18 protein-coding genes and 2 tRNA genes are annotated in these 24,890 nt (G+C 39.4%); 4 read left to right on the top strand and 16 right to left on the bottom strand.

What is annotated here, in order from left to right:
• The first annotated feature begins 29 nt into the window (after nucleotides 1-29).
• On the top strand, nucleotides 30-1,187 hold the full coding sequence (locus tag A7A78_RS06315; protein WP_068761608.1) for a PepSY-associated TM helix domain-containing protein: 1,158 nt from the start codon (nucleotides 30-32) through the stop codon (nucleotides 1,185-1,187).
• Here the strand turns inward: A7A78_RS06315 and A7A78_RS06310 are convergent.
• From A7A78_RS06310 to porU, 6 genes are all read right to left on the bottom strand, one after another.
• Complete coding sequence (locus A7A78_RS06310; protein ID WP_068761607.1) at nucleotides 1,177-1,857, bottom strand: SDR family NAD(P)-dependent oxidoreductase; 681 nt, start codon at nucleotides 1,855-1,857, stop codon at nucleotides 1,177-1,179. The two genes, A7A78_RS06315 and A7A78_RS06310, sit on opposite strands and share 11 nt — an antisense overlap.
• Before the next feature lie 54 nt (nucleotides 1,858-1,911).
• Complete coding sequence (locus A7A78_RS06305; protein WP_068761606.1) at nucleotides 1,912-3,612, bottom strand: pyruvate dehydrogenase complex dihydrolipoamide acetyltransferase; 1,701 nt, start codon at nucleotides 3,610-3,612, stop codon at nucleotides 1,912-1,914.
• Nucleotides 3,613-3,615: 3 nt separating this feature from the next.
• Nucleotides 3,616-4,614 (bottom strand): pyruvate dehydrogenase (acetyl-transferring) E1 component subunit alpha, encoded by a 999-nt coding sequence (gene pdhA / locus A7A78_RS06300; RefSeq protein WP_068761605.1) that lies wholly within the window; start codon nucleotides 4,612-4,614, stop codon nucleotides 3,616-3,618.
• Nucleotides 4,615-4,752: 138 nt separating this feature from the next.
• Nucleotides 4,753-5,235, bottom strand: a complete 483-nt coding sequence (gene cdd, locus A7A78_RS06295) for a cytidine deaminase (protein WP_068761604.1) — start codon at nucleotides 5,233-5,235, stop codon at nucleotides 4,753-4,755.
• Nucleotides 5,236-5,339: 104 nt separating this feature from the next.
• Nucleotides 5,340-6,497 (bottom strand): type IX secretion system outer membrane channel protein PorV, encoded by a 1,158-nt coding sequence (gene porV, locus A7A78_RS06290; protein ID WP_068761603.1) that lies wholly within the window; start codon nucleotides 6,495-6,497, stop codon nucleotides 5,340-5,342.
• Nucleotides 6,498-6,531: 34 nt separating this feature from the next.
• Nucleotides 6,532-10,368 carry a type IX secretion system sortase PorU gene (gene porU / locus A7A78_RS06285; protein ID WP_068761791.1) on the bottom strand — a complete coding sequence of 1,279 codons (3,837 nt, stop codon included), beginning with the start codon at nucleotides 10,366-10,368 and terminating at the stop codon, nucleotides 6,532-6,534.
• Between the two features lie 223 nt (nucleotides 10,369-10,591).
• Between porU and gldJ the strand changes: the two genes are divergently transcribed.
• Nucleotides 10,592-12,265: a gliding motility lipoprotein GldJ gene (gldJ, locus tag A7A78_RS06280; RefSeq protein WP_094746066.1), complete on the top strand. Its 1,674-nt coding sequence runs from the start codon at nucleotides 10,592-10,594 to the stop codon at nucleotides 12,263-12,265.
• A 70-nt stretch (nucleotides 12,266-12,335) separates the two neighbouring features.
• Entirely contained in the window at nucleotides 12,336-13,616 is a 1,281-nt protein-coding gene (locus tag A7A78_RS06275; RefSeq protein WP_068761601.1) for a UDP-N-acetylmuramoyl-tripeptide--D-alanyl-D-alanine ligase, read from the top strand.
• A gap of 79 nt (nucleotides 13,617-13,695) precedes the next feature.
• Here the strand turns inward: A7A78_RS06275 and A7A78_RS06270 are convergent.
• Nucleotides 13,696-13,770: transfer RNA gene (locus A7A78_RS06270), tRNA-Val, on the bottom strand.
• Nucleotides 13,771-13,816: 46 nt separating this feature from the next.
• A complete protein-coding gene (locus A7A78_RS06265) occupies nucleotides 13,817-14,797 on the bottom strand; it encodes a YitT family protein (RefSeq protein ID WP_068761600.1) in 981 nt (326 codons plus the stop codon).
• 148 nt (nucleotides 14,798-14,945) lie between these two features.
• Between A7A78_RS06265 and A7A78_RS06260 the strand changes: the two genes are divergently transcribed.
• Nucleotides 14,946-15,023: transfer RNA gene (locus tag A7A78_RS06260), tRNA-Val, on the top strand.
• A 55-nt stretch (nucleotides 15,024-15,078) separates the two neighbouring features.
• Here A7A78_RS06260 and A7A78_RS06255 read toward each other — a convergent pair.
• From A7A78_RS06255 to A7A78_RS06220, 8 genes are all read right to left on the bottom strand, one after another.
• The gene (locus A7A78_RS06255) at nucleotides 15,079-16,296 is read right to left on the bottom strand and encodes a bifunctional folylpolyglutamate synthase/dihydrofolate synthase (protein ID WP_068761599.1); all 1,218 of its coding nucleotides are present in this window, start codon (nucleotides 16,294-16,296) and stop codon (nucleotides 15,079-15,081) included.
• A gap of 32 nt (nucleotides 16,297-16,328) precedes the next feature.
• The gene (locus tag A7A78_RS06250) at nucleotides 16,329-18,827 is read right to left on the bottom strand and encodes a T9SS type A sorting domain-containing protein (protein WP_068761598.1); all 2,499 of its coding nucleotides are present in this window, start codon (nucleotides 18,825-18,827) and stop codon (nucleotides 16,329-16,331) included.
• Nucleotides 18,828-18,890: 63 nt separating this feature from the next.
• Nucleotides 18,891-19,673 carry an energy transducer TonB gene (locus A7A78_RS06245; protein ID WP_242649254.1) on the bottom strand — a complete coding sequence of 261 codons (783 nt, stop codon included), beginning with the start codon at nucleotides 19,671-19,673 and terminating at the stop codon, nucleotides 18,891-18,893.
• Nucleotides 19,674-19,800: 127 nt separating this feature from the next.
• The gene (locus tag A7A78_RS06240; protein ID WP_068761596.1) at nucleotides 19,801-20,193 is read right to left on the bottom strand and encodes an ExbD/TolR family protein; all 393 of its coding nucleotides are present in this window, start codon (nucleotides 20,191-20,193) and stop codon (nucleotides 19,801-19,803) included.
• Nucleotides 20,193-20,891 (bottom strand): MotA/TolQ/ExbB proton channel family protein, encoded by a 699-nt coding sequence (locus A7A78_RS06235; RefSeq protein WP_068761595.1) that lies wholly within the window; start codon nucleotides 20,889-20,891, stop codon nucleotides 20,193-20,195. Before A7A78_RS06235 ends, A7A78_RS06240 begins: the two co-directional genes overlap by 1 nt.
• Before the next feature lie 48 nt (nucleotides 20,892-20,939).
• On the bottom strand, nucleotides 20,940-22,319 hold the full coding sequence (gene nhaD, locus A7A78_RS06230) for a sodium:proton antiporter NhaD (RefSeq protein WP_068761594.1): 1,380 nt from the start codon (nucleotides 22,317-22,319) through the stop codon (nucleotides 20,940-20,942).
• A gap of 21 nt (nucleotides 22,320-22,340) precedes the next feature.
• Nucleotides 22,341-23,567: a Glu/Leu/Phe/Val dehydrogenase dimerization domain-containing protein gene (locus A7A78_RS06225; protein ID WP_068761593.1), complete on the bottom strand. Its 1,227-nt coding sequence runs from the start codon at nucleotides 23,565-23,567 to the stop codon at nucleotides 22,341-22,343.
• Nucleotides 23,568-23,664: 97 nt separating this feature from the next.
• Entirely contained in the window at nucleotides 23,665-24,726 is a 1,062-nt protein-coding gene (locus A7A78_RS06220; protein WP_068761592.1) for an anhydro-N-acetylmuramic acid kinase, read from the bottom strand.
• Nucleotides 24,727-24,890: the final 164 nt, after the last annotated feature.

Here is a 24,890-nt window from a genome sequence, read left to right as displayed (position 1 = left end):
TTTTATATTGTTTTAAAAATTTCCTTTTTATGAAATCAAAAAAATATACTGTACGAAAGTTTATAAACGACATCCATCTTTGGCTGGGAATTGGCAGCGGCATCATTCTGCTGATTATTTGTTTAACAGGAACGGTGCTAACTTTTGAAGAAGAAATAAAAAGTTTGTTTTCTGAAGAAATGATCGTTTCTCCAAAAGAAACTGTTTTTCCAATAGAAACACTAACAACAAACCTTGCCGCTGAAGGTGAAGTGACGCGCGTAAGCATAAGCCCAGAAAGAACAAAGCCCTATGAGTTTTCCGTTAAAACAAACAAAGAGGACAGGCGCGGAACGACTTTTTTTGTTGATCAATACAATGGAACTTATACGAAATCGGAGCCAAATGTGCTTGATGGATTTTTTATGACCATGTTCAAACTGCACCGTTGGCTTCTTTTGGATATGTCAATTGGAAGACCGATTGTTGGTATTGCCACTATCATTTTTTTGATACTTTCCATCACAGGCATTGTGCTTTGGTTTCCAAAGAAGAAACTGAAAAAATTGAAATGGAAACATCTAAAACCCGGTTTCAAAATAGCTTGGCGCGCAAAATGGAAACGCGTAAACCACGATTTGCACGTAACCTTGGGATTTTACACGGCGATATTTTTAGTGATTATGTCGCTCACCGGACTTTTTTGGTCTTTTGAATGGTACAAAGATGCGGGAAGCGCAGTTTTGGGAACGGAAGTTTTTGGCGGGCGCGGAGGTGGACCAAAAATTGATTCCAAAGCAAATCCCTCTTCAGAAACTGTAGATTTTGCCGAAGTCATAAAAATCACGGAAAGCGAATTGCCTTTTGAAGGAACTACAATTTTTCAAATTCCAGCTGATGAAAAAGATATTTTTAGCATCCGCAAATACCACGATGAAGATTTTCTGGAAACTGCCGTTGATGAACTGAAAATTGATCGCGATGGCACTATTATTTCAAAGGAAATTTTTTCAGAAAAACCGTTGAATGTTCAAATCGCAAGCTCTATAAAAGCGATTCATATGGGAACTATCTTTGGGTGGTTTTCAAAGACTATTTACTTTATTTCCTGCTTGATAGCAACAAGTCTCCCAGTTACAGGAATCATTATTTGGCTGAACAAACTGAAGAAAAAACCTAAAAAAAAACAGAAACCACTCAAGGGGTAGTACTCGAAACCTGCAATATTTTTCCGTTATAAAATTTATTTCCAGTAAGGGAAAAATCCATTATATATTGCGCCATTTCAGTTGCGGAAAGCGGCGCTTTAAAACCCGGAAAAGCCTCTTCCAGCATTTCGGTCTGCACGGAGCCCAAAGCAAGAACGTTGAAAGACGGACCCGTTTCTTTGTATTCCTCGGCAAGCAATTCGGTTAATGTAATGATTGCGCCTTTACTGCTGCTGTATGCACTCAGCCCAGGAAATTTCACGCTTCCCTGTATTCCGCCCATACTACTAATGTTTACTATGTGTCCACTTTTTTTCATAAATGGAAGTACGGTCTGCATCAATGAGGCAACACCAAAAACATTTACATCGTAACATCTTTTAAATTCTTCGGAAGTAATTTCGGCAAACGGTTTGTTCACCAAAAACCCGGCATTGTTTATCAAAACATCAACAGATTTCATCCCTGTTTGAAGATATGCGGAAAGCTTTAAAATTTCAGATTCATTGGCAATGTCAAATTCCAAAGCCGTAACATTCTTCAGCTTTAAATCTGAAATAGGTTTTGAATTCCGCGAAAGCGCCAACACATTGTGTCCAGCATCCGAAAATAATTTTACCATCTCAAACCCAATTCCGCGGGAAGTACCTGTGATAATTATGTTTTTCATGGTTTTGTATATAAGTAGGCGCGTGATTACTCGCGCGCCTACCGAAGGAATAATTTATACGAACATCGTCACCGGATTCTCAATATACTGCCGCAAGGTTTGCAGAAATTTTGCTCCCGTCGCGCCATCAACAGTTCTGTGATCGCAGGCCAAGGTTACTGTCATTGTATTGCCAACAGCAATTTGCCCATTTTTCACAACTGGTTTTTGAACAATTGCGCCAACAGATAAAATTGCGGAATTTGGCTGGTTTATGATAGAGGTAAATTCGGTAATTCCAAACATTCCAAGGTTTGAAACCGTAAACGTACTGCCTTCCATTTCCTGTGGCGTAATTTTCTTGTTTCGTGCTTTTCCAGCAAGTTCTTTAACCTGTGCTCCAATTTGTGAAAACGTCATTTGGTCCGCAAATTTTAGAACAGGAACCAGTAATCCTTCGTCTACCGCAACAGCAACGCCAATATGAATATGCTTTGCAATTCTTGTAGCTTCAGGAGTCCATTGGCTGTTAACTTGCGGATGCTTTCTCAAGGCCATTGCACACGCTTTTATAACCATATCGTTGAAAGAAATTTTCACGTCTGGATCTGCATTTATAGCTTCGCGAGCTGCGATTGCGTGATCCATATCCAATTCAACTGTCAAATAATATTCTGGTGCGGTGAATTTTGATTCAGCCAAACGCTTTGCAATGGTTTTGCGCATTTGGGAGTTTTTCACTTCCTCAAAACTTTCGGTTCCCACAGGAATATAAGCTTGTCCACCGCCAGCAGCAGGTTGATAATTTTCAATATCGCTTTTAACGATACGACCATTTTCACCACTACCACGAACTTGGCGCAGGTTAATTCCTTTTTCTTCGGCAAGTTTTTTAGCCAAGGGCGAAACAAAAATGCGACCTTCGTTTGTTGTTTGTGAGCTTTCGGATTTTCCTTTGTCCTCCGAAGCTTTAGCGGAGGGGGATTCTTTTTTAGAATCGTTACTTGAGATTTCTTTTTCTTCTTTTTTATCTTCGGAAGCACTCTCTTTTTTATCTGAAGACTTCCCACTTTTCTTAAAATTTTCCCCGATCCCGGAAACATCGGTTCCCTTTGGACCAATGATTGCGAGCAAAGCATCCACAGAAGCAGATTCGCCTTCGCCAACACCTATTTTTAAAAGCGTTCCGGAATAAAAAGACTCAAATTCCATTGTGGCTTTATCGGTTTCAATTTCGGCAAGAATATCGCCTTCTTCAACTTTGTCGCCTTCCTTTTTTAACCAAGATGCAACAGTTCCTTCAGTCATTGTATCGCTCAAACGAGGCATTGTAATTACCTCCACACCTTCAGGAATCTCAGCTTTTTCAGAATTTGCTGATTCATCACTTTTATTTGAATCGTTTTCAGTTTCTTCATCAGAAGATTTTTTCTTGTTTTCTTTTTTATCGGAAGCTTCGGGTTCATCTTTTGATTTTCCTTTATCCTCCGAAGCTTCAGCGGAGGAGGATCCGTCAATCAAATCTGAAATATCTTCGTCCTTTTTCCCAATAATTGCCAAAAGCGAATCCACTTTTGCGGTCTCCCCTTCTTTAATGCCAATATGAAGTAAGGTTCCTTCGTAAAAAGATTCGAACTCCATCGTGGCTTTATCTGTTTCAATTTCTGCAAGAATATCGCCTTCCTTTACAGAATCACCTACTTTTTTAAGCCAGGTTGCTACCGTTCCTTCTTCCATCGTGTCGCTCAAACGCGGCATGTTTATTACTTCTGCCATTTTTTATAATTTATCTGATAAAAAGGGATAGTCTTCCTGTTCGTAAACTACATCAAACATTACATTTTTCTCTGGATATGGCGAATCTTCAGCAAACTTTTCACATTCATCAACTAAATCCTTTACCCTTTGGTCAATCTTTTTTATTTCTGCCTCGGTTGCCCATTTGTTTTCGTATATCTGATGAAGCACGTAGGTAATTGGGTCTTCTTCCTGTTTTTTAGCTACCTCCTCTTTGGTTCGGTAATGCTGAGCATCACTCATTGAATGACCGCGATAACGGTAAGTGCGCAACTCCAAAAATGTTGGGCCATCACCGCGACGCGCACGTTGAATAGCTTCGTCCATTTCCTTTGCCACCACTTCTGGCTTCATTGCATCTACAGGTTTACAAGGCATTTCATAGCCCAAACCAAGTTTCCAAATATCTGTATGGTTAGCGGTTCGCGCTACGGAAGTTCCCATTGCATATCCATTGTTTTCCACACAAAAAACCACTGGAAGTTTCCAGAGCATTGCAAGGTTAAAAGTCTCGTGAAGTGAGCCTTGGCGAGTTGCACCATCACCCATATAGGTCAATGTTACGGAATCTCTGTCAAAATACTTATCGGCAAAAGCCAAGCCTGCACCTAACGGAATCTGGCCACCAACAATACCGTGACCGCCGTAAAAACGGTGCTCTTTGGAAAATATGTGCATTGAACCTCCCAAACCTTGTGAAGTTCCAGTACCTTTTCCATAAAGTTCGGCCATTACTCTTTTTGGATCCACGCCCATCCCGATAGGTTGCACGTGGTTTCGGTAAGCGGTTATCATTCGGTCCTTTGTAAGATCCATGACGTGCAAAGCGCCTGCAAGTACCGCTTCCTGGCCGTTGTAAAGATGCAGAAAGCCCCTTACTTTTTGATTGATATATACTTGCGCCAGCTTATCTTCAAACTTGCGCCAAAAGAGCATGTTTTCGTACCAATCCAGATACGTTTTTTTGGTGATTTTCTTCATCTATACTTTTATTGAAAGGACAACAAAAATAACACTTTAAACCTTTAAATCACAAATTCCAAATCACAAATCACAAATGAAGGGGAAATTCCAAATCACAAATTTGGAATTTGGAATTTGAGATTTGGTGCTTGCTTTTCAAAGGTATTTTGCATCAAATCCCAAAGGAAGCAAATCCATCACGGAAGCAACTTTAATGATTTCGCCAGTTTCGCCCATAAAGTAGATTTCAATTGGGCTTTTCTGTTTTTGCTCATACTCCGCCAAAGATTGTCGGCAAGCGCCACAGGGTGCAATGGCTTCAGAAATTTTCTTGTTTTCGGAACGTACGGTTATTGCCAAAGCCGTAATTATTTCATTGGGAAAGTTAGCACCGGCGTTAAAAACCGCAACCCTTTCGGCACAAAGGCCAGATGGAAAAGCGGCATTTTCCTGATTGTTTCCTAAAACAATTTTTCCTGAAGAAAGCTGAAGTGCCGCCCCAACCCTAAAACGCGAATAAGGCGCATAAGCATTTTCACGTGCTTGCTGCGCCTTATTCATTAATTCTTGAATGTCTATTGGTAGTTCTGAAACGGCTTCAAAAACTTCCAGTGGAATTTCAATTTTTTGTTTTTTCATTTATTTAGTCGATGAGTTTAGAAGTCGATAAGTTTAGAGGTTTAATATATTATAATTTACTTCTTTGACTACTCAACTCATAGACTCCTCAACTTTTAACTATTTTAATATTCGTCGTAGGTATCACCAAAGTTAAATGTTAAACCAAAACGAAGGGTTCCATCAAGTGGACTGTTGGCCAGTTTTGATGTTGAAAACAAATAGGACACGTCAATATTGATTGCGGTATAACGGAAACCTGCTCCAAAGGATAGAAATTTTCTACTTCCTTTTACGTCACTTTCGTTGAAATAACCTGTACGAAAAGCAAATACATCTTGATACCAATATTCTGCACCCAAAGCCCAAGTAAACTCTTTCAACTCCTCGCTGAAACCGTCAGGGGCATCACCAAAAGAAGAAATCATCCCGCTAAAAAAACTTTCGTTATAATAGTCATCTTCACTGTTTATTAAGCCGTCATTGTTTGAATCGCTTGGTGTTGGCACCAAAAGTTTATTAACTTGAGCTGAAACACCAACTTTATTGTATTCATCAAGAATAAAATCAAAACCACCACCCAGGGCAAGGTTTGTTGGAAGGTTGCTTTCTGAACCTACTTCGTCATACTTAAGTTTTGGACCAATGTTAGAAATATTGAAACCCAATCTCCAACGACCATCAAAATCGTTATAAGGTATTTCCTCACTTTGATAATAACCTGCAACATCCACAGCTACTGAACTTGCCGCAGAAGCATCTGCAATAGAAGTTTGCAATTTCAAATCTGAACGAATGTATCTACCCGCAACAGCCATAGAAAAACGTTCGCTAAGACGAAGGGAATAAGAAACGTCAAAAAGAAGTTCGTTTGGCTTTACAATCAATGGAGTTTCATCCGGTGTTTGGCGAAGTTCAATTTCACCTTGGCTAAAATAACGGAAACTTGCTGCTACAGCACTTTGTTCGCTCAAACGGTTATAATAAGTAAGGTTACCCAAAAATATATCATTAACCAACTTATTTAAGTAAGGGGTGTATGTAACGCCAACACCTTGTTTTGAAAGTGAAAAAGCATATTTTGCTGGGTTCCATTGTTGTGAAAAAGCATCTGCGGAAGTAACCACACCTATATCGCCCATACCTCCAGAACGTGGGTCGGCAGCTATTAATATAAAAGGTACACCTGTGGTGATTACACGGTTTTCTATACCTGTATTATCTTGAGCAATAGATTTAAAGGCCACCAAACCTAATAAAATTGGAATAAATAATTTCTTCATATTAAATAATTTTGGACAAATATAATTTTAATTTTTAAAGGATGACGAGTTTCTCGAATTTTTCAACCCGCTGATTGGTTAACGTAGATTTAACAGTTATCTTATATATGTAAACTCCTTTTCCGATGCGATCCCCAAAATCATCGCGGCCATCCCAAGTAATTTCTCGGCATAAATAACTGCCCGATGGTGGCAAAGTTGCATTTTGGGTCCATACCACTTTTCCTGTAACTGTAAATACTTGCACTTGCACTTCCAATGTTTCGTCTGGCCTGTTGTGGTTGAACCAAAATTCGGTGTAATTAACGAATGGATTGGGATAATTCAGTACCCGTGTAATCTCAAGCTTATCGTTCCCCGCAACTATAAATTGTATTTCGGCGGTGGAAGAATTGTTGTAAACATCCCAAGCTTTTAGGGTTAGCGTATGCAAGCCATCTTCAAGATCTCGGAACTTGTAGTTAGTGGCGCCTTTTGTATAATCGTCCACTTCGGCTTGGTAAAATTCATTTAAAACAAATGGGTTGGCTTCATCGCCGTCCAAAATAGCTACAATATCATGCCCAATTCCACTAGCTGTATTGATACCGTTGGGATCCTCCAACTTGGCGAGCAATATTGGTGAATCGTCGGTTATCCCGCCAGACACAAAACTTTCATCATTCATATAAAGCCGAATGAGCGGACCTTCATTATCTTCTGGGGCGTTTTCATTTAGGCCTCCAACATTTAAATCCAAGTTTACACCCGCTTGGTCCTCGAGCACATTATCTCTTTTCGCATAGAGGCTTACCCTTCCTTTCCCAACGGGTATTTGGATATCTCGGGGAACAACAAACTCAAATTCAAAAACTCCATTGGTAACCGTAGCTTGCCCATTGAAAAGTCCTTCGCCCAAGGTTACAAAATCCATTATGAAATTATGGTTATCATTATCAAGGGTTTGGCGCATTACATTTTTATCAAAGACTTTTGCCTCCAGCACACCATTGTAATCTGTCATTAACGAACCAGCTTCATTTATAACCTCACCCTCTAATTTTATTTTGCTTAATGCTTTCAAAGTATCAGTGGCCTGCCCAAGCGGCACACCGTTCAATTTAGTCAATCGAATACTTTTCTTTGGAAACGCAAGGTGCATGGCAGGATCACCGATATAAAAAACCACACGTCTTAAAGGGCTGGAAATACTGTCTTCTTTTGCACGCCTAAATGCTTCAGCAGGAGGACTTGGCACGTCAACGCCATAACCAAAGAGCTCCCCGGCCAATGCTTCATTAAATTCAACTCCTGTTGAAATGAAAATTGCCCGAGTGGTAGTAACCAATGAAATTGCGCCACCATCTCTATTTTGGTAGGTCAATTCACCCGCTGTTATACGCAATGGATTATCAAATTTTGTAAACTCACAAGTAACCGTAATTATACACGGAAGGTTATTCTTATTTTTGAATTCTTGCGCAGTTTCTTTAGTGTAAATATATTCCGCAGCTAAACCATCTTCCCCTCCATGCCCAAAATAATCTAGAATTATTGCGCCAACTTCTACTGCTTGCTTAATGGCTTCGTTAACTTGAGGGTAACGATTTCCACCGGCAGAGGCTTCCTGTTGATACGAATCTGAGTGTATTTTTTTTACATTGATAAAGGGTTTTTCCTGTGATATTCGATCTCCAAGCCCATCCAACTTTGTTTCCAAAATCTCTTCCCCTGTTTTATCAATATCATCTGAAACAAGAACAAAGTTTGTCCTCCAATTGCCATAGGAAGTCTCTGAAGTGTACCTAATTACCTTATCTACCATTGCATTTGCCAAGGAAACATTATCAACAAGCATCCTTCCCATCGCAATGTCCAGTTTGTCCATATCATTCGTCCCCCTTCCAATTGTTCCTTCAAATTCATCCATGTTTCCATAAAAATCATCAGACATGAATGATTGGCTTATACTGGTACCGGAAACGGTCTGAAAAGTGGGGACAATATTGTTGTTGTTGGGAAGCCTATTTTTGTAATCAATGGAAGCATCTCCCATAATGCCAATGTATTTTACCCTTTTCGATTCAGTGGAAGCATTGAAATAAACATACCGAATAAAATTCCGAATGGCGCCAATATCCTGTTTCCCAGAACTGAATTCTTCATAAATTTTATCTGTGGTTACCACTTTCACATTTAGCCCTTCCAGGTTTTTATGATAAGTTGCCAAGCGCAATGCAGGCTGAATAAGAAATGGCGCGGTGATAATAATGTAATCTATATCTTTAAAATTTCCAGATTCGTCATTAAATATGGTTCCTTTTAAATTTTGATTCGGAACAGCAGATTGGGCTAATTTTATAGGAAGAAAATAATTATTGGGATTTACGGCAACATATTCGCGCACCTCACCAAGAGTTTGCTTAAAACTCAAAGAAGTTGCATTTCCTTCATTTTGTTTGGAGGTAATGAACTGAAAATCGGTCACATCCCAAACCTGTGAAAACTGTGAGGCATTGCTTATTTGGTATTCCCCAACACCCGCCAAAGAAGCAGCAGCGTTATAACGAAAAGCCAATTGTCCCTCCACCCCGCTCAATTCGCGAACTGCCCATAAACCTATATAATCCAAATAGGCAATACTTGAAGGGTTTCCTGCATTATTATAGGTAAGGTCCACAGTTACAGTTGCTGTGCTCGCCGCGACTTCTGTATTTAAATTAGCTAAACTTAAAAGCCCTTGGTCACCCAATCTTGAAAACGTAAGTGGGTCCAAACTAGTACTATTTACGGAAACAGCCATGGAAGTATTGCTTTCTGAAGCAGCGCCCGCCTTTATAACAATCTTCATAGGTTTTCCCGAAACAATTTTTGGAAACTCAAAAGTGTAACTCTGTTCACTTTCAATGTCAAAACGGTTGCCGTACCACAATCTACCTAACTTGGTTGGGCTTTCTTCGTCAACTTCGTGAAATTTATAATCGTCAAATTGATTGATCGTAAATTCAGCCGCTCCTGAAGGCTCATTCATTGCTTGCACCCTTTTTCCCGGCCCCCCATCTACGGTTACGTAATAATAGGATTCATCACTATACGGATTTAGGTTTGAGTCGTTTTCCGGAACGTAACCCTCCGTATTTGTACCATAAAACAAAATGTAATCGCTTCCATCAAAATTTCCATCCTCTTCGCCTATAACCTGTATTGAATTTTCCGGAAGGTCAAAAAACTTATTTTCGACATTTAGTAAAGGCAAGGTTTTTCCGCCATTTCCATATACTTTGAGGTTTCTAGGATTAATACCATCCGTATTCATTCCCAAACTATTCAAAAATGATTTGTCGAGTTTGTAAATTCCTGTTTTATCAACTTTAAACTTAAACCACTGACCACTTGCCAGCACGGAGTTTGTAATTGCGGGAGGGAAATTACGGCTTTGTGGGCCGTACTGATATTTAACATCAAATGAAAGCACTTTTTGATAGCTTCCATTGGTTTTTATTATGGGCGAAATACTGAAAATAGTGAAAAGCCTATCCCGCGAATAGGTACTCGCTATATTGTATTTCAGTTTGGTGGGTAGGGTATTTGTATTTATTTTTTTCAGTTCAGCCGAAGAAACCGCCCCATACTTAACGTTTGAAACTGTAACTGAATTTTTATCGGAAAAACCTTTGTCTTCCCATTGAGTGGTATAGCTAACAACTTCCGTATTCATTTGGAGTTTCAAAGCCTCAATCGCTTTTTGTTTTGAAGAAACCGAAGATTTTTTTACACCAAAATTAGAGCTTGACGGACTGCTATCTCCCCAATCTATGGTTATGCTTTTTGACTGTGCCTTTCCTAAAAAAGGCATCGCAATTAAAATAAAAAGAAGTATTACTTTTCTCATTAGTACCATTAACGCTGCAAATATACACTTAGTATAGCGCAAAATTTTTAAAGTTTTTCTATATAGCAGTATTAGGATAATAATTTTAAAACTAATACGTTTGCATTCGGGATTGGTCGTAAAACCTTTCAAAACCCCACAGCGCAATAATAACAAAATATTATTGTGTTTTTGTCGTTAATTACTATATTGCGAACCCAATTTTATCATATTTGAATCTATGATGTTAAGAAAAAACCTAGCATTAAAGCTATTTGTTACTGTAATAGTGGCCTCACTACTAGTTGGCTGCAACAAAACTAGGGACTATAAAAACAGTTCCCGTGCCACTGGTTGGAAGATGAACGCCAAAGAAGGTGGTTTTCAGTATGATCCTAAAACCAAAGAACAAGAAACAGGACCAGGTCTTGTTTTTGTTGAAGGCGGAACTTTCACAATGGGAAGAGTTCAGGATGACCCAATGCATGACTGGAACAATTCCCCAAACCAACAACACGTTCAGTCATTTTATATGGATGAAACCGAAGTAACCAACCTAATGTATCTTGAATACTTAGACTGGTTAAAGAAAGTTTTCCCTCCATCTGACGAAAATTATAGAAGAATATATGAAGGTGCAGTGCCCGACACTTTGGTCTGGAGAAACCGTTTAGGTTTCAACGAAGTAATGACCAACAACTACCTTCGTCACCCCGCATATGCAGAATATCCTGTTGTGGGTGTTAGTTGGGTACAAGCCGTAGAGTTCAGCAACTGGAGAACGGATCGTGTTAATGAAATGGCTTTGGAAACAGCAGGAGTTACGGCTCGTAATGCTCGTTATGAAGTAGAACCAGGCGAAACCTTTAATACCGAAACCTATTTAAACGCCCCAACAATGGTTTACGGCGGAAACGATTCAATAACCCGTGGCGGTAAAAAATCTGAATCTATTGCCAAAAGAAGTAAAGACAGCACAAACCTATACGTTCAACGTAAAGATGGAATTTTGATGCCAGGTTACAGGCTTCCAACTGAGGCTGAATGGGAATATGCTGCACTAGGTTTGGTTGGGCTTCGTAACTACAACGTTTATAGAGGAAAGAAAAAATATCCTTGGGAAGGTCAATACACTCGTTCTGGAAAAAGAAGATCTCGCGGTGACCAAATGGCAAACTTTAAACAAGGTGATGGTGATTACGGTGGAATAGCCGGATGGAGTGATGATGGTGCCGATATTACAGCCCAAGTAAAATCATACGAACCTAACGATTTTGGATTGTATGATATGGCTGGAAACGTTGCAGAATGGGTAGCTGATGTTTATCGTCCAATAGTTGATGATGACTTTAACGATTTCAACTATTACCGTGGAAACGTTTATACCAAAAACGCCATTGGCGAAGATGGAAAAGTGAAAATAGTTACTATGGATTCCATAATCTATGACACTTTGAGCAATGGAAAAATTATAGCACGTAACTTACCAGGGGAAATACTTCAGGTACCAGTTGACGAAAACGAAACTTATTTACGCACAAACTTCTCTGAAAGCGATAACCGCGATTACAGAGATGGCGACAAACGCTCCTCCCGTTACTATCAATCTTTTGCAGATGATGAAAGTGAAAGCGGCGATGGATCACACCGTATGTACAACTCTCCGGTTCAAAAAGTTTACGCAGACAGCTTAGGAGAACTAGATAGACAATATGATAAGTCTTCAAACAGAACCACTTTGGTAGACAATGAGGTTCGTGTTTACAAAGGAGGCTCGTGGAGAGACCGTGATTATTGGTTAGATCCAGCTCAAAGACGTTATTTCCCGCAAGATATGGCAACAGACTATATTGGGTTTAGATGCGCAATGAGCCGCGTTGGTTCAAAATCCAAAAAAGGAAAACGCCCTCGTAACTAAAAATAAAAATCTATAAAAAACAGCCCTCCTTAGTATTCAGCTTCGGAGGGTTTTTTAGTATATTTATTTTATGAATATACCTTCCCTCCACAAAGAGTTTTTAAACTGTAGCGGCGTTAGTATCGACACCCGAAAAATATTCGAAAACTGTATTTTCTTTGCCTTAAAGGGCGAAAATTTCAACGGAAATCTTTTTGCGCAGGAAGCTTTGGACAAAGGTGCTTTCAAAGTTATTGTTGATGAAGAAGCTTTTCATAAAACTACGGGTGAGACAATTTTGGTTGAAAATGTTTTGGTTACTCTTCAACAACTAGCTCGTTTTCACAGGGAGTTTCTTGGCCTCCCTATAATTTCGTTAACGGGAAGCAACGGAAAAACTACTTCTAAAGAACTTATAAATGCTGTGCTTTCACAAAAATTCAAGACCGTTGCCACCCAGGGAAATTTAAACAACCATATTGGCGTTCCTTTGACTTTGCTTGCCATGAAGAAAGAAACACAACTGGGAATTGTGGAAATGGGCGCCAACCATTTGGGGGAAATAAAAATGCTGAGCGAAATAGCCGAACCTGATTATGGATATATCACCAATTTCGGAAAAGCCCATTTAGAAGGTTTCGGAAGTCTTGAAGGCGTTGTGCAAGGCAAAACCGAACTTTACCAATTTTTAAAAAAACATGGTAGGAAAATATTTGTCAATGCAAACGATCCAAAACAATTGGCCAATTCAGAAGGAATTGAAAGAATCACTTTTGGAACACCACAAAGTGATTTCGACATTAAATTAATAGACAGCACCCACCATCTTTTAATTGAATTTGAAGGAACTGAAATACAAAGTAATTTAGTGGGAGCTTACAATTTTGCAAATCTTGCAGCCGCAATTGCTATTGGAGCTTATTTTAAGGTTTCGAAGGAAAAAATAAAAGCCGGAATTGAGGGCTATATTCCTTCAAATAATCGGTCGCAATTAATTTCAAAAGGCACGAACACTATTTTAATGGATGCTTATAATGCCAATCCAACAAGTATGCTCGCCGCTTTGCAAAACTTTAAACAGGCAAAGGGCGAAAACAAAATAATGTTTTTGGGGGATATGTTTGAACTGGGCAAAGAAGCCGAAATTGAGCACCAAAACATCGTGGATTATTTAGTAGAAAACCAATTTGGAAAGGTTTTTTTGGTGGGAAGCAATTTCTTTAAAACAGTAAACAATTCTGCCCATATCAATAAATTTGAAACTTTTGAGGACTTAAAAAAAGAACTTGAAAGCAATTCCCCCAAACACGCAACAATCCTTATAAAAGCTTCACGAGGAATGGCGCTGGAAAGAATATTGGATCTTTTCTAATAACAAAAATTGTGGGCCATGTTGCCCCGAAACCTTGGGGGAACCAACCCTCTTTTAAAAAATAGATAGAATCCAATTGTGGGCCATGTTGGATTCGAACCAACGACTTCCACGTTGTCGACGTGACACTCTAAACCAACTGAGTTAATGACCCTAATTTTAAAGCTCCAAAATACAAATAACAAATTCCAAGCAAAAGATTATTTGTCAAATTTTTTGATAGGTTTCTTTTTTATCATTCCGCCCTTGGCATCTTTAACGGAAGTCATAATTATGAATGCTTGGCTATCTATTTTATCCACTTCTGTTTGAAGCTTGCTCATTTCCAAACGAGTTATTACCGTATAAACAACATCAACGGGTTTTCGTGTTTCTCCTTCTTTTGCAAACCCATTTTCAGCTTTAAAAATAGTGCAGCCACGGCCCATTTTTTCAATGATCGCCATACGTATTTCTTCATTTTTTTCAGAAATAATGGTAATCCCCATAAACTCCTCAATACCGTCAATTACAAAATCAACCGTTTTTGAAGCCGCGAAATATGTAAGAATTGCATAAAGTGCAATTTCCGTGGAAAGAAAATAGGCGGCGGTTATAAATATAATTACGTTAAAAATCATAATTACATTCCCGACAGTAAGACTAGTTTTCCGGCTGATAAAAATTGCCAAAACTTCTGTGCCATCTATAATTGCACCCCCACGAATAGCGAGCCCGATGCCCAACCCTAAGAAAAGCCCTCCAAAAGCGGCTACTAAAATTTGATCATCAGTAATAAGAGGATAGGGAATCAAGGCTACGGCAATTGACAAAAGCACAATTCCCAAAACGCTTTTTACGGCAAACCGCTTTCCAATAGAAAAATAAGCCAGGGCCAAAAACGGCAAGTTGAAACACACTAGCAATAGCGGAAAGGAAATACCTACCAGTTCATTTACCATCAACGAAACCCCCGTGACGCCACCATCAATAAAACTGTTGGGCATCAAAAAACCTCGCAAGCCAAAAGAAGCGGAAACTACGCCCAAAAGTAGATAGAAAAAATCCCATATTTCGTGGGTTACTTCAACCTCAAGATTTTTCACCCGCTTTTCAAAAGGTTCGGAAATCTGGGATGGTTTCCGATGCTTTTGACGGTTTTTTACAACATTTACAATTATATTTTTAAATAATGGATTCAAGTGCTGTTTGGTTTTTAAAAGGTGAAGTAGTCAAAGTTAAACTTATTTAATTCTTCCACAAGCCACAAATAGTTCTTTCCAATAATTATTTCAAATAAATGTTTGGTGAAATTAAAAAGTAACTTATATTTGCAACCGCTAACAAGAAGGGCGATTAGCTCAGCTGGTTCAGAGCACCTCGTTTACACCGAGGGGGTCGGGGGTTCGAACCCCTCATCGCCCACCAGTTTTTAAAAATCCTGACGATTTCGTCGGGATTTTTTTATTTATAAAATATTGTTTTAAACTACTTCGGCCACTACAAAAGTGCTTCCGCCAATAAAGACCAAATCATTAGCTGCAGCAGCTTCTAGAGCAACGGAATAAGCCTTAGTTACAGAAATATATTCTTCCCCTATTAAACCAAAACCCCTAGCTTGGGTTAGCAATAACGAAGCATCCAAACCGCGCGGAATGTTTGGCTTACAGAAATAATATATTGCATCTTTCGGAAACAAAGGCAATACGGACGCCAAGTCTTTATCGCTAACCACGCCCAAAACAATATGCAACTTTTTAAAACTTTCTTTTGAAAGTTGCTCCATCACCAACCTCAACCCTTCCGTGTTATGTCCCGTATCACAAATTACTTTCGGATTTTCGCCCAAAACCTGCCAACGCCCCATTAAACCAGTGTTTTTAATTGTATTCAACAAACCTTTTTGAATGTTTTCCTCGGAAATGTTCCAGCCTTTTTTTTGAAGTATTCTTAAAGTTGCCAAAACAGTTTTTATATTTTTTTGCTGATAGCTGCCCTTTAAATCTGAAGCATAGTTTGAAGAATCATTTGTTTCGGCAAAAGTGATTTCTGCATTTTTTTCCGAAGCCATTTTTTCAAAAACCTGTTTTGTTTCAGGTAAAGTTTCTCCAACGATTACAGGAATGCCTTCCTTTATAATTCCTGCCTTTTCTGCAGCAACTTTTTCCAAAGTATCGCCCAAAAACTGCGTGTGGTCCAAACCTATATTTGTAATAACCGAAACATCCGGCGTTAGTATGTTCGTGCTGTCCAACCTACCGCCCATTCCCACTTCAACAATGGCGATGCCAACTTTTTCCTTTCTGAAATAATCAAACGCCAAGCCCACGGTCATTTCAAAAAAAGACAGCTGATTTTCTGTGAAATACAGTTTGTGTTTTTCCACAAATTCCGAAACGTCCTTCTTCGGAATCATTTCGCCATTAATTTTTATGCGCTCTCGAAAATCCTTTAAATGTGGCGAAGTGTAAAGCCCCGTTTTATAGCCCGCTTCCTGAAAAACGGAAGCCAACATATGGCTCGTGCTTCCCTTTCCATTGGTGCCTGCAACATGGATGGTTTTAAAGTTTTTCTCGGGATTGTTTAAATAATTTGCAAGCTGTATAGTAGCAGATAGGTCTGCTTTATAGGCAGACTGCCCCACCCTTTGGTACATTGGGAGTTGCGCAAAAAGCCAAGCTATGGTTTCGGAATAATTGATAGTCTGTAAAATTTATTGTTTATTGTAAAGTATTATTTCACAATCAGTTTCTTTGTTGTCTGTTGTCCTGCTTGTGAAATTTTTAAATAATATACACCTGCTTGTAAATCTGCAACTGAAAGATTCATTTGTCCGTTATCAAAAAATTGTTGTTTTACAGTCCTTCCCATTACATCATAAACAAACAAAGAAGTTCGTTCCGAATCATTTTTCAGAAAAATAGTTACTAAATCTGAAGCTGGATTTGGAAAAACTTTTACTTCCGAAGTAAAAATATTTTCATTGGAATTCAAAATATTTCCTGAAATATCAATTTTATAAGTTGATCGACCAAAAGTAGCGGCATACAAAAACTGCGAGTTTTCGTGAATAAACAAATCGGAAACCACTGCGGAAGGCATATTTTCACCCAACACGTTCCAGTTTATTCCTTCATCATTTGAGGCCAAAACGCCTACGTCCGTTCCAATAAAAAGATTTCCGAAACTGTCCTGCTCAATGTCGTTCACGGGAATGTCCGGTAAACTGGTTGATATATCTACCCAGGTATTCCCAAAATCGATGCTTTTGTAAACGTGCCCAACATCTTCCCCAAACCGATAACCTGAAAGCGTTAAATAAACTGTATTTGCATTTTCCTTTGAGGCCAAAACTTTAGTAACCCAACGGTTCGGAACTCCAGCCGAAATATCAATCCAATTTGTACCGCCATCTTGGGTCACCCAGGCTTTGCCGTCATCGGTTCCAACGTAAATAACTTGACTGTTAAATTGAGAAACGCTAATAGTGGTAATTGTTCCAAAAGTCAAGTTTCCAGTGTGCGGCCCATCAGTTAAATCGGGACTGATAGCGCTCCAATTGCCCGCGGCATTTGTGGTTTTATAAAGGCGGTTTGTCCCAAAATAAAGTGTTTGCGAGTTATTGGGATCAAAAGTAATCGGGGTATCCCAGTTTTTTCGATCACCATTGGATATTCCATTTGTGGCATTATTGAAGGAACCGCCGTTATTCGTTGATTTTCCCAAAGCTCCATACTGATACAGGGCATAAATAATGTTGGTATTCGTAGGGTCAACCAAAGGCTGAAAACCATCGCCACCGTAAATGATGTTCCAATCGCTCAGCCCTCCAGTTTGTGTGCGGCTCGTGCTATTGTCCTGCGCGCCTGCATAGATTTTATTTTCGTTTTGCGCATCCACAAACATTCTGTTGAATTGCGTTATTGGCAGTTTTAAATCTTTGGTGGCGGAAGCACCGCCATTGGTGCTGTAATAAAGGCCGCCGTCATTTCCCAATAAAACCTCATTGGAAGCCGAGGCATTGAAAGCCATTGCGTGCTGATCCACGTGTGCGTTCGTAAAAACGTTGCTCCAACTTGTACCGCCATTGGTCGATTTTTGTACTTCAAAATCTACATTATAGAGCACGTTTTCATCGGTCGGGTCAATAAAAATACCGCCAAACCACCAGTGAAACCCAACATCGGTCAACTGACTGGAATTAACGGCCGTCCAAGAATCACCACCATTTGTAGTTTTATAAACCCCTTGAATATTTCCATTTGCGTTGGCATAGCGTGCATAAAGTACATTGGGATTTGATTGCGAAATATCGATACCAATCCTTCCTTTTTGGGAAGCGAGACTTGGTAAACCATTTGTTAGTTCCGTCCAATTGGCACCGCCATCGGTAGTTCTGTAAATCCCGGAAGTTATTCCGCCGTACTGTCTTCTATTTGGTCTTCTAATTCGTTCCCAACTGGCAGCATACACAATGTTTCCGTTTGTAGGGTGAATAGCCATATCCACGATTCCTGTAGAATCGCTCACGGCTAAAACCTGTTGCCAGCTATCTCCGCCATTTGTGGTTTTATAAACTCCACGATTGCTACTATTTCTGAATAAAGGTCCCATCGCGCCAACAAAGGCTGTATTATCGTTATTTGGGTCCAAAACAATTTTTCCAACGCTCCCAATGTCCGGCAAACCTTTGGATTGCCACGTGGTTCCGCCATCTGTGCTTTTGTAGATTCCATCACCATCATAAACCAAAGAGCCGCCGCCGGCGTTCACTTCGCCAGTGCCTACATAAATTAAATTATTATTATTTTTCGAAATTTCAATATCGCCGATGGAAAGCATTTGCTGGTCGTCAAAAATTGGCGTCCAATCTGCTCCGCCGTTTACGGTTTTAAAAATTCCGCCAGAAGCCGCGCCAACGTAGTAAACATCGGGCTGGGAAGAAGGAATTTCAATATCTGTAATCCTTCCGCCAATATTCAACGGACCGCTGAACTGCCAAATTTCATTTGCTGTATTTCTATTTGCAGATTGCCTTTTCCATTGGATTGCTTCGGAATAGGCCGAAGTATTTATTTCGCCACTTGGGTATGCACGCTGCATAAATAGTAGATCGAAAGGATACTTTTCACTTTTTTCTTCCTCGGAATTTTTTGAAATGGATTTTTCGGAAGAATTTTTACATCCCACAAAACAAATTACAATGAAGAGAATAGTAGCAATACGAAGCATAGTATCTTTTTTTTGAAGTTTAAAGATACAGAAAAAATCAAGGTGTTTTTTAAAGAGAAATTACTACTGAGAAAGACTGAATCTGTAGATTATTTTGCCAATCTGTTTTGCTGGTGCTTTATCGTCAGCGTTAAATTTTGTTGCCAAAGCAGCGCGTTTTGCGGGTTCAGTAAGACAGCGGGAATTGTTTGTGGTTCCGCGCACGCCGGGAGTGGCGCTAATTACTTTTCCGTTTCTATCCACCTCAATGCTTACGACCACTGTTCCTGCTTCGTTGCAATCCTGGACAAACTTTTCTTTGTTTAAAGCTTTTCTTCCCCCAAGCAAATAATTGCCATCGCCGTCCAATCCTTTTCCTGTGCCGTAATAACTACTTGCATTAGGATCACCATCCGGACTCCCTTTGTCGCCAGGTTTATTGTCGTTGCCCTCGCCACCCTTTGCCGTACCATCACTTTTTGGACCGTTCAAAATGCTGGAGAGCGCGTCTGTAGTGGACTTGTCTGGTTTGGGATCAGGTTTTTTAACTTCCTTTTTAGGTTGTTCCTTGACAGGGGTTGCAGTTTGTTCCTTTTTAGGTTTTTCCTTTTTTATAACAGGAGCATCTTCATTATCTTGCGTAACTACTTCTTCTTTTATCTCAGATTTTGGTTGTGAAACAGGCTGAGCCGATGTTTTTTGAGGTGCTGATTGTATTTTTTCAGTTGGCTGGATATTTCCGCTGCCAGTATCCGTTGTGCCAAAGTTTATTGCAATTCCTTGTTCCAGCGGCGGATCCAGGTATTTCATTCCTACATAAAACAAGAGAATAAGAATAATTACATGCACGATTACCGTGATGGTCATACTTTTTCTTTTATGTTCTGTATCTAAAAAGTTCAAAGTTTAAAGCTTAAAGTTTGTGGTTGATTTTTAAAATCTGAAGTTTTATTAAAAACTTAACTGATTACTGCGACTGGCTAATGATTACTGGTCAATTCGGCCTAACTGCTAGAACAACTTTAAAATTGTTCTTATTAGCAATATCCATTACAAACACAGCATCTTCAATAGGCACGCCTTCCTCTGCGCGGAGGATTATGGTGGGCTCTTCCTGGCCAGCGAGCGCTTTTTTCAACTCACTTTCAATGCTGTATTCGCTAACGCGTTCTTTGTCCACATAATAGGCACCGTCTTTTGTGATACTAACGGATGCTTTCTGAACATTTGAAGTTTTTCCCTTTGCCTTCGGAAGTATTAAATCCAATGCATCTGGCGTTATTGCAGGCGAAGTGAGCAGAAAAAATACCAATAACAGAAACACGATGTCCGTCATGGAGCTCATACTGAACTCGGCGCTAACTTTATTTCTTCCTCGTAAGTTCATTAAACAGGCTCGTTTAAAATATCAAGGAAATCTACTGCTGTAGCTTCCATTTGATGCACCACTTTATCAGTTTTTACCACCAAATGGTTGTAGCCCATATATGCAATAATACCAACTATCAATCCTGCAACTGTGGTGGTCATCGCGGTATAAATACCTTCTGCAAGACTTCCCATTTCGGCTTGGCCGCTACTGGTTGCAAGTTCGTGGAAAGCCAAAACCATCCCGATTACAGTTCCCAAGAAACCAATCATAGGCGCTGCCCCAGCAATTGTTGCAAGAACACTTACGTTTTTTTCAAGTTTATAAACTTCAAGTCGTCCAGCATTTTCAATTGCTGTATTGATATCTTCCAAAGGACTTCCAATTCTGGAAATTCCTTTTTCAGTTAAATGTGAAACAGGTGTATTATTTTGGGCACAAAGCACTTTTGCGGCTTGGATATTTCCTTTTGCAACGTGGTCGCGAATTTGATTCATAAAATTTCCGTCCATTTTTGAAGCTGCCTTTATTGCGAAAAGCCGTTCAAAATAAATATATACCGCAACGAAAAGTAGCACGAAAAGTACTACTATAATTATTTGGCCAGCAATGCCACCCGTCAATAAAAGATCCATTATTGAAAGGGTTTTCTCTTGGGCAATTGGTTCAAGATCCTGCGCAACTTCTGCACCCTCTTGAAGAAAGAAGTTTAACATAAAAAAGGTTTTGTTTTAGTGAATAACGAAATTAGGTTTCAGAAATTGTTAGGTGTGGTGAAATAACACTCTTTCAAACAACAGAAATACGCCTGCCCCCGCAATGAAGCCTAAAAAGGCAAGCCAAGTGATTTTTTTGAGATACCAAATAAAGTCTATACGCTCCATTCCCATTGCAGCAACACCAGCGGCGGAACCAATAATGAGCATACTTCCCCCCGTTCCGGCAGAATACGCTATAAAGTGCCAAAGTACCGAATCAATCGGCATATCATACATTCCCATGGAAGCTGCAACCAACGGTACGTTATCGATAATTGCAGAGAGTACCCCTAACAATAGAATAACAACATCTTGATTTGGTATGGCATTTTGCAATAGCTCAGCCACATAACGTAGCGTTCCTACTTCTTCTCCATTCACAACGCCATAAACAAGGCTTTCAAGTCCTGCAACGGCCATCAATATTCCAAGGAAGAAAAGGATGCTCGAAATTTCAATACGCGATAAAGCTTTGTGGGCAGAATATAAATGTCTTCTTTCTTTACTAAAATCTTCTTCGGGATGTATGTATTCTGAAACCAGCCATACAACACCCAGCGCAAGCATCATTCCCATATAGGGTGGCAAATGTGTCAGCGTTTTAAAAATTGGCACAGAAATTATCATCCCCAATCCTAAAAAGAGCATTGTTTTACTGCTTAAAAGTTTTTCCTCTGCTTTATCCTCACGAGCATCAACATCAATAGTGCCGCGGAAAGCAGGCATATAACTTGCAATTAAAAATGGAATTGCGAAACATACGATGGATGGCAAAACCACAAATTCTATTAAGCCTGCGGCCGTAATTTTCTTTGCAATCCAAAGCATTGTTGTGGTAACATCTCCAATTGGCGACCAGGCACCCCCAGCATTTGCAGCAATCACAACCAATGCGGCATACCAAAGCCTATCTTCTCTTTTATGAATCAGTTTTCTTAAAAGGGTAATCAACACAATGGTTGCGGTAAGGTTATCTATAATAGCTGAAAGGAAAAATGCAAGAATCCCAATAATCCAAAGTAGTTTTCTTTTGCTCTTTGTGTGTACAGCGCTTTTCAAAACTTCAAAACCACGGTGAAGGTCAATTATTTCAACAATCGTCATCGCTCCAATTAGGAAAATAAGTATCTCGGCAGTTTTCCCCAAATGGTGAAGCAGCGTTCCCTCAAAGCCTTCCATTGCAGATTCGCCGCCGGAAAGAAAATTGAAAGCTTGCTCTTCACTATTAATAATATCAAACCAACCGCTAGTAAAACCAATAGCAAGAACGGCCCAAATAAGTGAGGCCATGATAAGTGCTGGAACTGTTTTATCCAGTTTTAATGGGTGTTCCAGAGTGATGGAAAGATATCCAATTACGAAAATTAAAATTATTATTGATGCCATACTATTGTTGGTTATTATAGATTACACTAATTGCTTTAAGGCAATTTCAAAAGCAGTTTTGCTAATATTTATTTTAGTACTGTTATTATCAAATGTATTTTGAATAGCATTTTTGATGGTGATGGAAGTATCGTTAAAAATAGCTTCATCCGTCATTTGCACTTTGCGTTCCATAAAATAGGCAAAAACACGCGCCATGCCGCAATTACTAATGAAATCTGGAATCAAGCTTACACGTTCGTCCGTAAATTCCATAATGGGCCCAAAGAAAATTTCCTTGTCCGCAAACGGCACATTTGCTCCGCAACTAATTACTTCCAATCCCGTTTCAATCATTTCTGAAATCTGTTCCTTTGTAATCAATCGGGAGGCAGCACAGGGTGCAAAAATCTCCGTTTCAAGTTTCCAGATTTTATCATTGATTTCTTCAAAAGGAATCATATTTTCCGCTACCAAAGTGTTGCCATTCTTCTTAAGGAATAATTGCTTTATCTCTTCAAAAGAAAATCCGTCTTTATTAATAATTCCACCATCACGGTCAATTATTCCAACTATTTTTGCGCCCATCTGCGAAAGATAATAAGCGGCGGCGGCACCAACGTTTCCGAAACCTTGCACTATGGCTCGCTTTCCTTCCACATTACCGCCATATATATCATAATAATGACGAACAGCCTCGGCAACGCCATAGCCCGTAATCATATCTGCCACGGTATATTTTCGGGAAACATCCGGTGAAAAATTTACGTTTTCCAAAACCTTTATAACGCCTTGGCGCAATTGCCCAATACGGTTGATTTTATCTGCTTCCGTAGGTGAAAAATGCCCGTTGAAAACGCCTTCCTGCGGGTGCCATACACCACTTTGCTCGGTAATCGGGATCACTTCGTGAATTTCATCTACATTTAAGTCGCCGCCGGTTCCGTAATATGCTTTCAATAAAGGCGAAACGGCTTTATACCAACGTTCCAAAACTCCTTTTTTCCGTGGGTCTGAAGGATCAAAGTTAATTCCAGATTTTGCACCGCCAATTGCAGGTCCAGAGACCGTAAACTTAACTTCCATTGTTTTTGCGAGTGAAAGCACTTCGTTGGAATCAAGCCCTTTCCGCATTCGGGTTCCGCCGCCGGCAGCACCGCCGCGCAGCGAGTTGATTACAGTCCAGCCTTCGGCCTCGGTTTCGGGGTCATTCCAATGAAAAACTATTTCGGGTTCTTTGTCTTCGTACTTTTTGAGTAATTCCTTCATTAAATATGGAAAGTTAAGATACTCCACGCTAAAGCTTCGGAGTGTGAGGACAAATATAAAAAACTTGTTAGGGGTTTATATTTATTTTAGGTAAAATTTATGGATAGAATATTTTTCCTGAAGAATGATTTTTTGATGCCCCAGTTACACTCGCCAAACAATTCACCTCTTCACGTAATTTCAAAACGCCCAAAAGCCCAAAAATCAAGGCTTCCTTAAATTCCACAATTTCACGGAAAGGAATTGCTGTTTCTACCTGTGCAATTTTATTCAATCTTTCAATCAAAAAAGAATTATATGCCCCGCCTCCAGTTATCAACACCGAAGCGTTTTCGTGAAACTGTTTGGCAAGCTGGACCGCAATATGCTCAGTAAAGGTTCGCAAAATATCTTCGGAAGAAATTTCTGAAGCGTCCAAAAGTGGAAAAATATGTTCTTTTACCCATTCTAAGCCTAAAGATTTAGGGGGCGTTTTACTATAAAAAGAAAGAGAATTTAATTTATCGAGTAAATTTTTATCTATGTTTCCCGAAGCTCCCAATTTTCCGTCTTCGTCAAAATCGCGCCCCAATTTTTCGGCATATTTGTTTAAAACGATATTCACCGGACAAATATCAAAAGCAATCCGTTCGCCATTTTTTTCAAAGGAACAATTTGCGAAACCGCCTAAATTCAAGCAATAATCATATTCTGAAAAAAGCAATCTATCCCCAATTGGAACCAATGGTGCGCCTTGCCCGCCCAATTCAACATCCTGTACCCTGAAATCGCAAACCACCGTTTGGCTGAGCATTTTTGAGATACGGGGCAAATTGCCAATTTGATAGGTCAATCCTTTTTCGGGACGGTGTAAAATGGTATGTCCGTGACTACAAATTGCATCAATTTCAAGGATGTTGTGCTTTTTTATAAATTTTGAAATTTCCTCGGAAAGTTTTTCAGTGTATTTAAAATCGAGCCTTTCCAACATTTCTTTGGAATAATTTATGGCTTCGCGAAGCTCTTCTTTCCAAAATGAGGAATACGGAACTGTTTCCGCAGCTAGAATTTCAAAATTCCAATTTTTTTCAGTATAATTAAAAATGATTTCAGCCAAATCAATTCCGTCCAGCGAAGTGCCGCTCATTACACCTATAATATGGTATTTGTTTCTTTTCAATTTTTTGGAAATATGATAAGTTTAAAGATACTAATGATGTTTTGAAAAATTTCAAATTACAAGTACCAAATTCCAAATAAATTCCAAATAAATTCCAAATTACAAGTACCTCCCGAAGTTTCGGGACCAAAACATTTTTTTTTGGAATTTGGAATTTGAGATTT

This window comes from Aequorivita soesokkakensis (genome assembly GCF_001641085.1).
GTDB lineage: Bacteria > Bacteroidota > Bacteroidia > Flavobacteriales > Flavobacteriaceae > Aequorivita > Aequorivita soesokkakensis.
Note: the sequence above shows the minus strand (reverse complement) of the source record. Positions and strands in the feature narration are given on the sequence as shown.

What these genes read in the sequence shown, in the direction of transcription:
- pdhA (WP_068761605.1), bottom strand. Translation starts at nt 4,614, where the DNA reads ATGAAGAAAATCACCAAAAAAACGTATCTGGATTGGTACGAAAACATG.
- A7A78_RS06310 (WP_068761607.1), bottom strand. Translation starts at nt 1,857, where the DNA reads ATGAAAAACATAATTATCACAGGTACTTCCCGCGGAATTGGGTTTGAG.
- nhaD (WP_068761594.1), bottom strand. Translation starts at nt 22,319, where the DNA reads ATGGCATCAATAATAATTTTAATTTTCGTAATTGGATATCTTTCCATC.
- A7A78_RS06240 (WP_068761596.1), bottom strand. Translation starts at nt 20,193, where the DNA reads ATGAACTTACGAGGAAGAAATAAAGTTAGCGCCGAGTTCAGTATGAGC.
- A7A78_RS06250 (WP_068761598.1), bottom strand. Translation starts at nt 18,827, where the DNA reads ATGCTTCGTATTGCTACTATTCTCTTCATTGTAATTTGTTTTGTGGGA.
- A7A78_RS06245 (WP_242649254.1), bottom strand. Translation starts at nt 19,673, where the DNA reads ATGACCATCACGGTAATCGTGCATGTAATTATTCTTATTCTCTTGTTT.
- A7A78_RS06305 (WP_068761606.1), bottom strand. Translation starts at nt 3,612, where the DNA reads ATGGCAGAAGTAATAAACATGCCGCGTTTGAGCGACACGATGGAAGAA.
- cdd (WP_068761604.1), bottom strand. Translation starts at nt 5,235, where the DNA reads ATGAAAAAACAAAAAATTGAAATTCCACTGGAAGTTTTTGAAGCCGTT.
- gldJ (WP_094746066.1), top strand. Translation starts at nt 10,592, where the DNA reads ATGTTAAGAAAAAACCTAGCATTAAAGCTATTTGTTACTGTAATAGTG.
- A7A78_RS06225 (WP_068761593.1), bottom strand. Translation starts at nt 23,567, where the DNA reads ATGAAGGAATTACTCAAAAAGTACGAAGACAAAGAACCCGAAATAGTT.
- A7A78_RS06275 (WP_068761601.1), top strand. Translation starts at nt 12,336, where the DNA reads ATGAATATACCTTCCCTCCACAAAGAGTTTTTAAACTGTAGCGGCGTT.
- A7A78_RS06315 (WP_068761608.1), top strand. Translation starts at nt 30, where the DNA reads ATGAAATCAAAAAAATATACTGTACGAAAGTTTATAAACGACATCCAT.
- A7A78_RS06235 (WP_068761595.1), bottom strand. Translation starts at nt 20,891, where the DNA reads ATGTTAAACTTCTTTCTTCAAGAGGGTGCAGAAGTTGCGCAGGATCTT.
- porV (WP_068761603.1), bottom strand. Translation starts at nt 6,497, where the DNA reads ATGAAGAAATTATTTATTCCAATTTTATTAGGTTTGGTGGCCTTTAAA.
- porU (WP_068761791.1), bottom strand. Translation starts at nt 10,368, where the DNA reads ATGAGAAAAGTAATACTTCTTTTTATTTTAATTGCGATGCCTTTTTTA.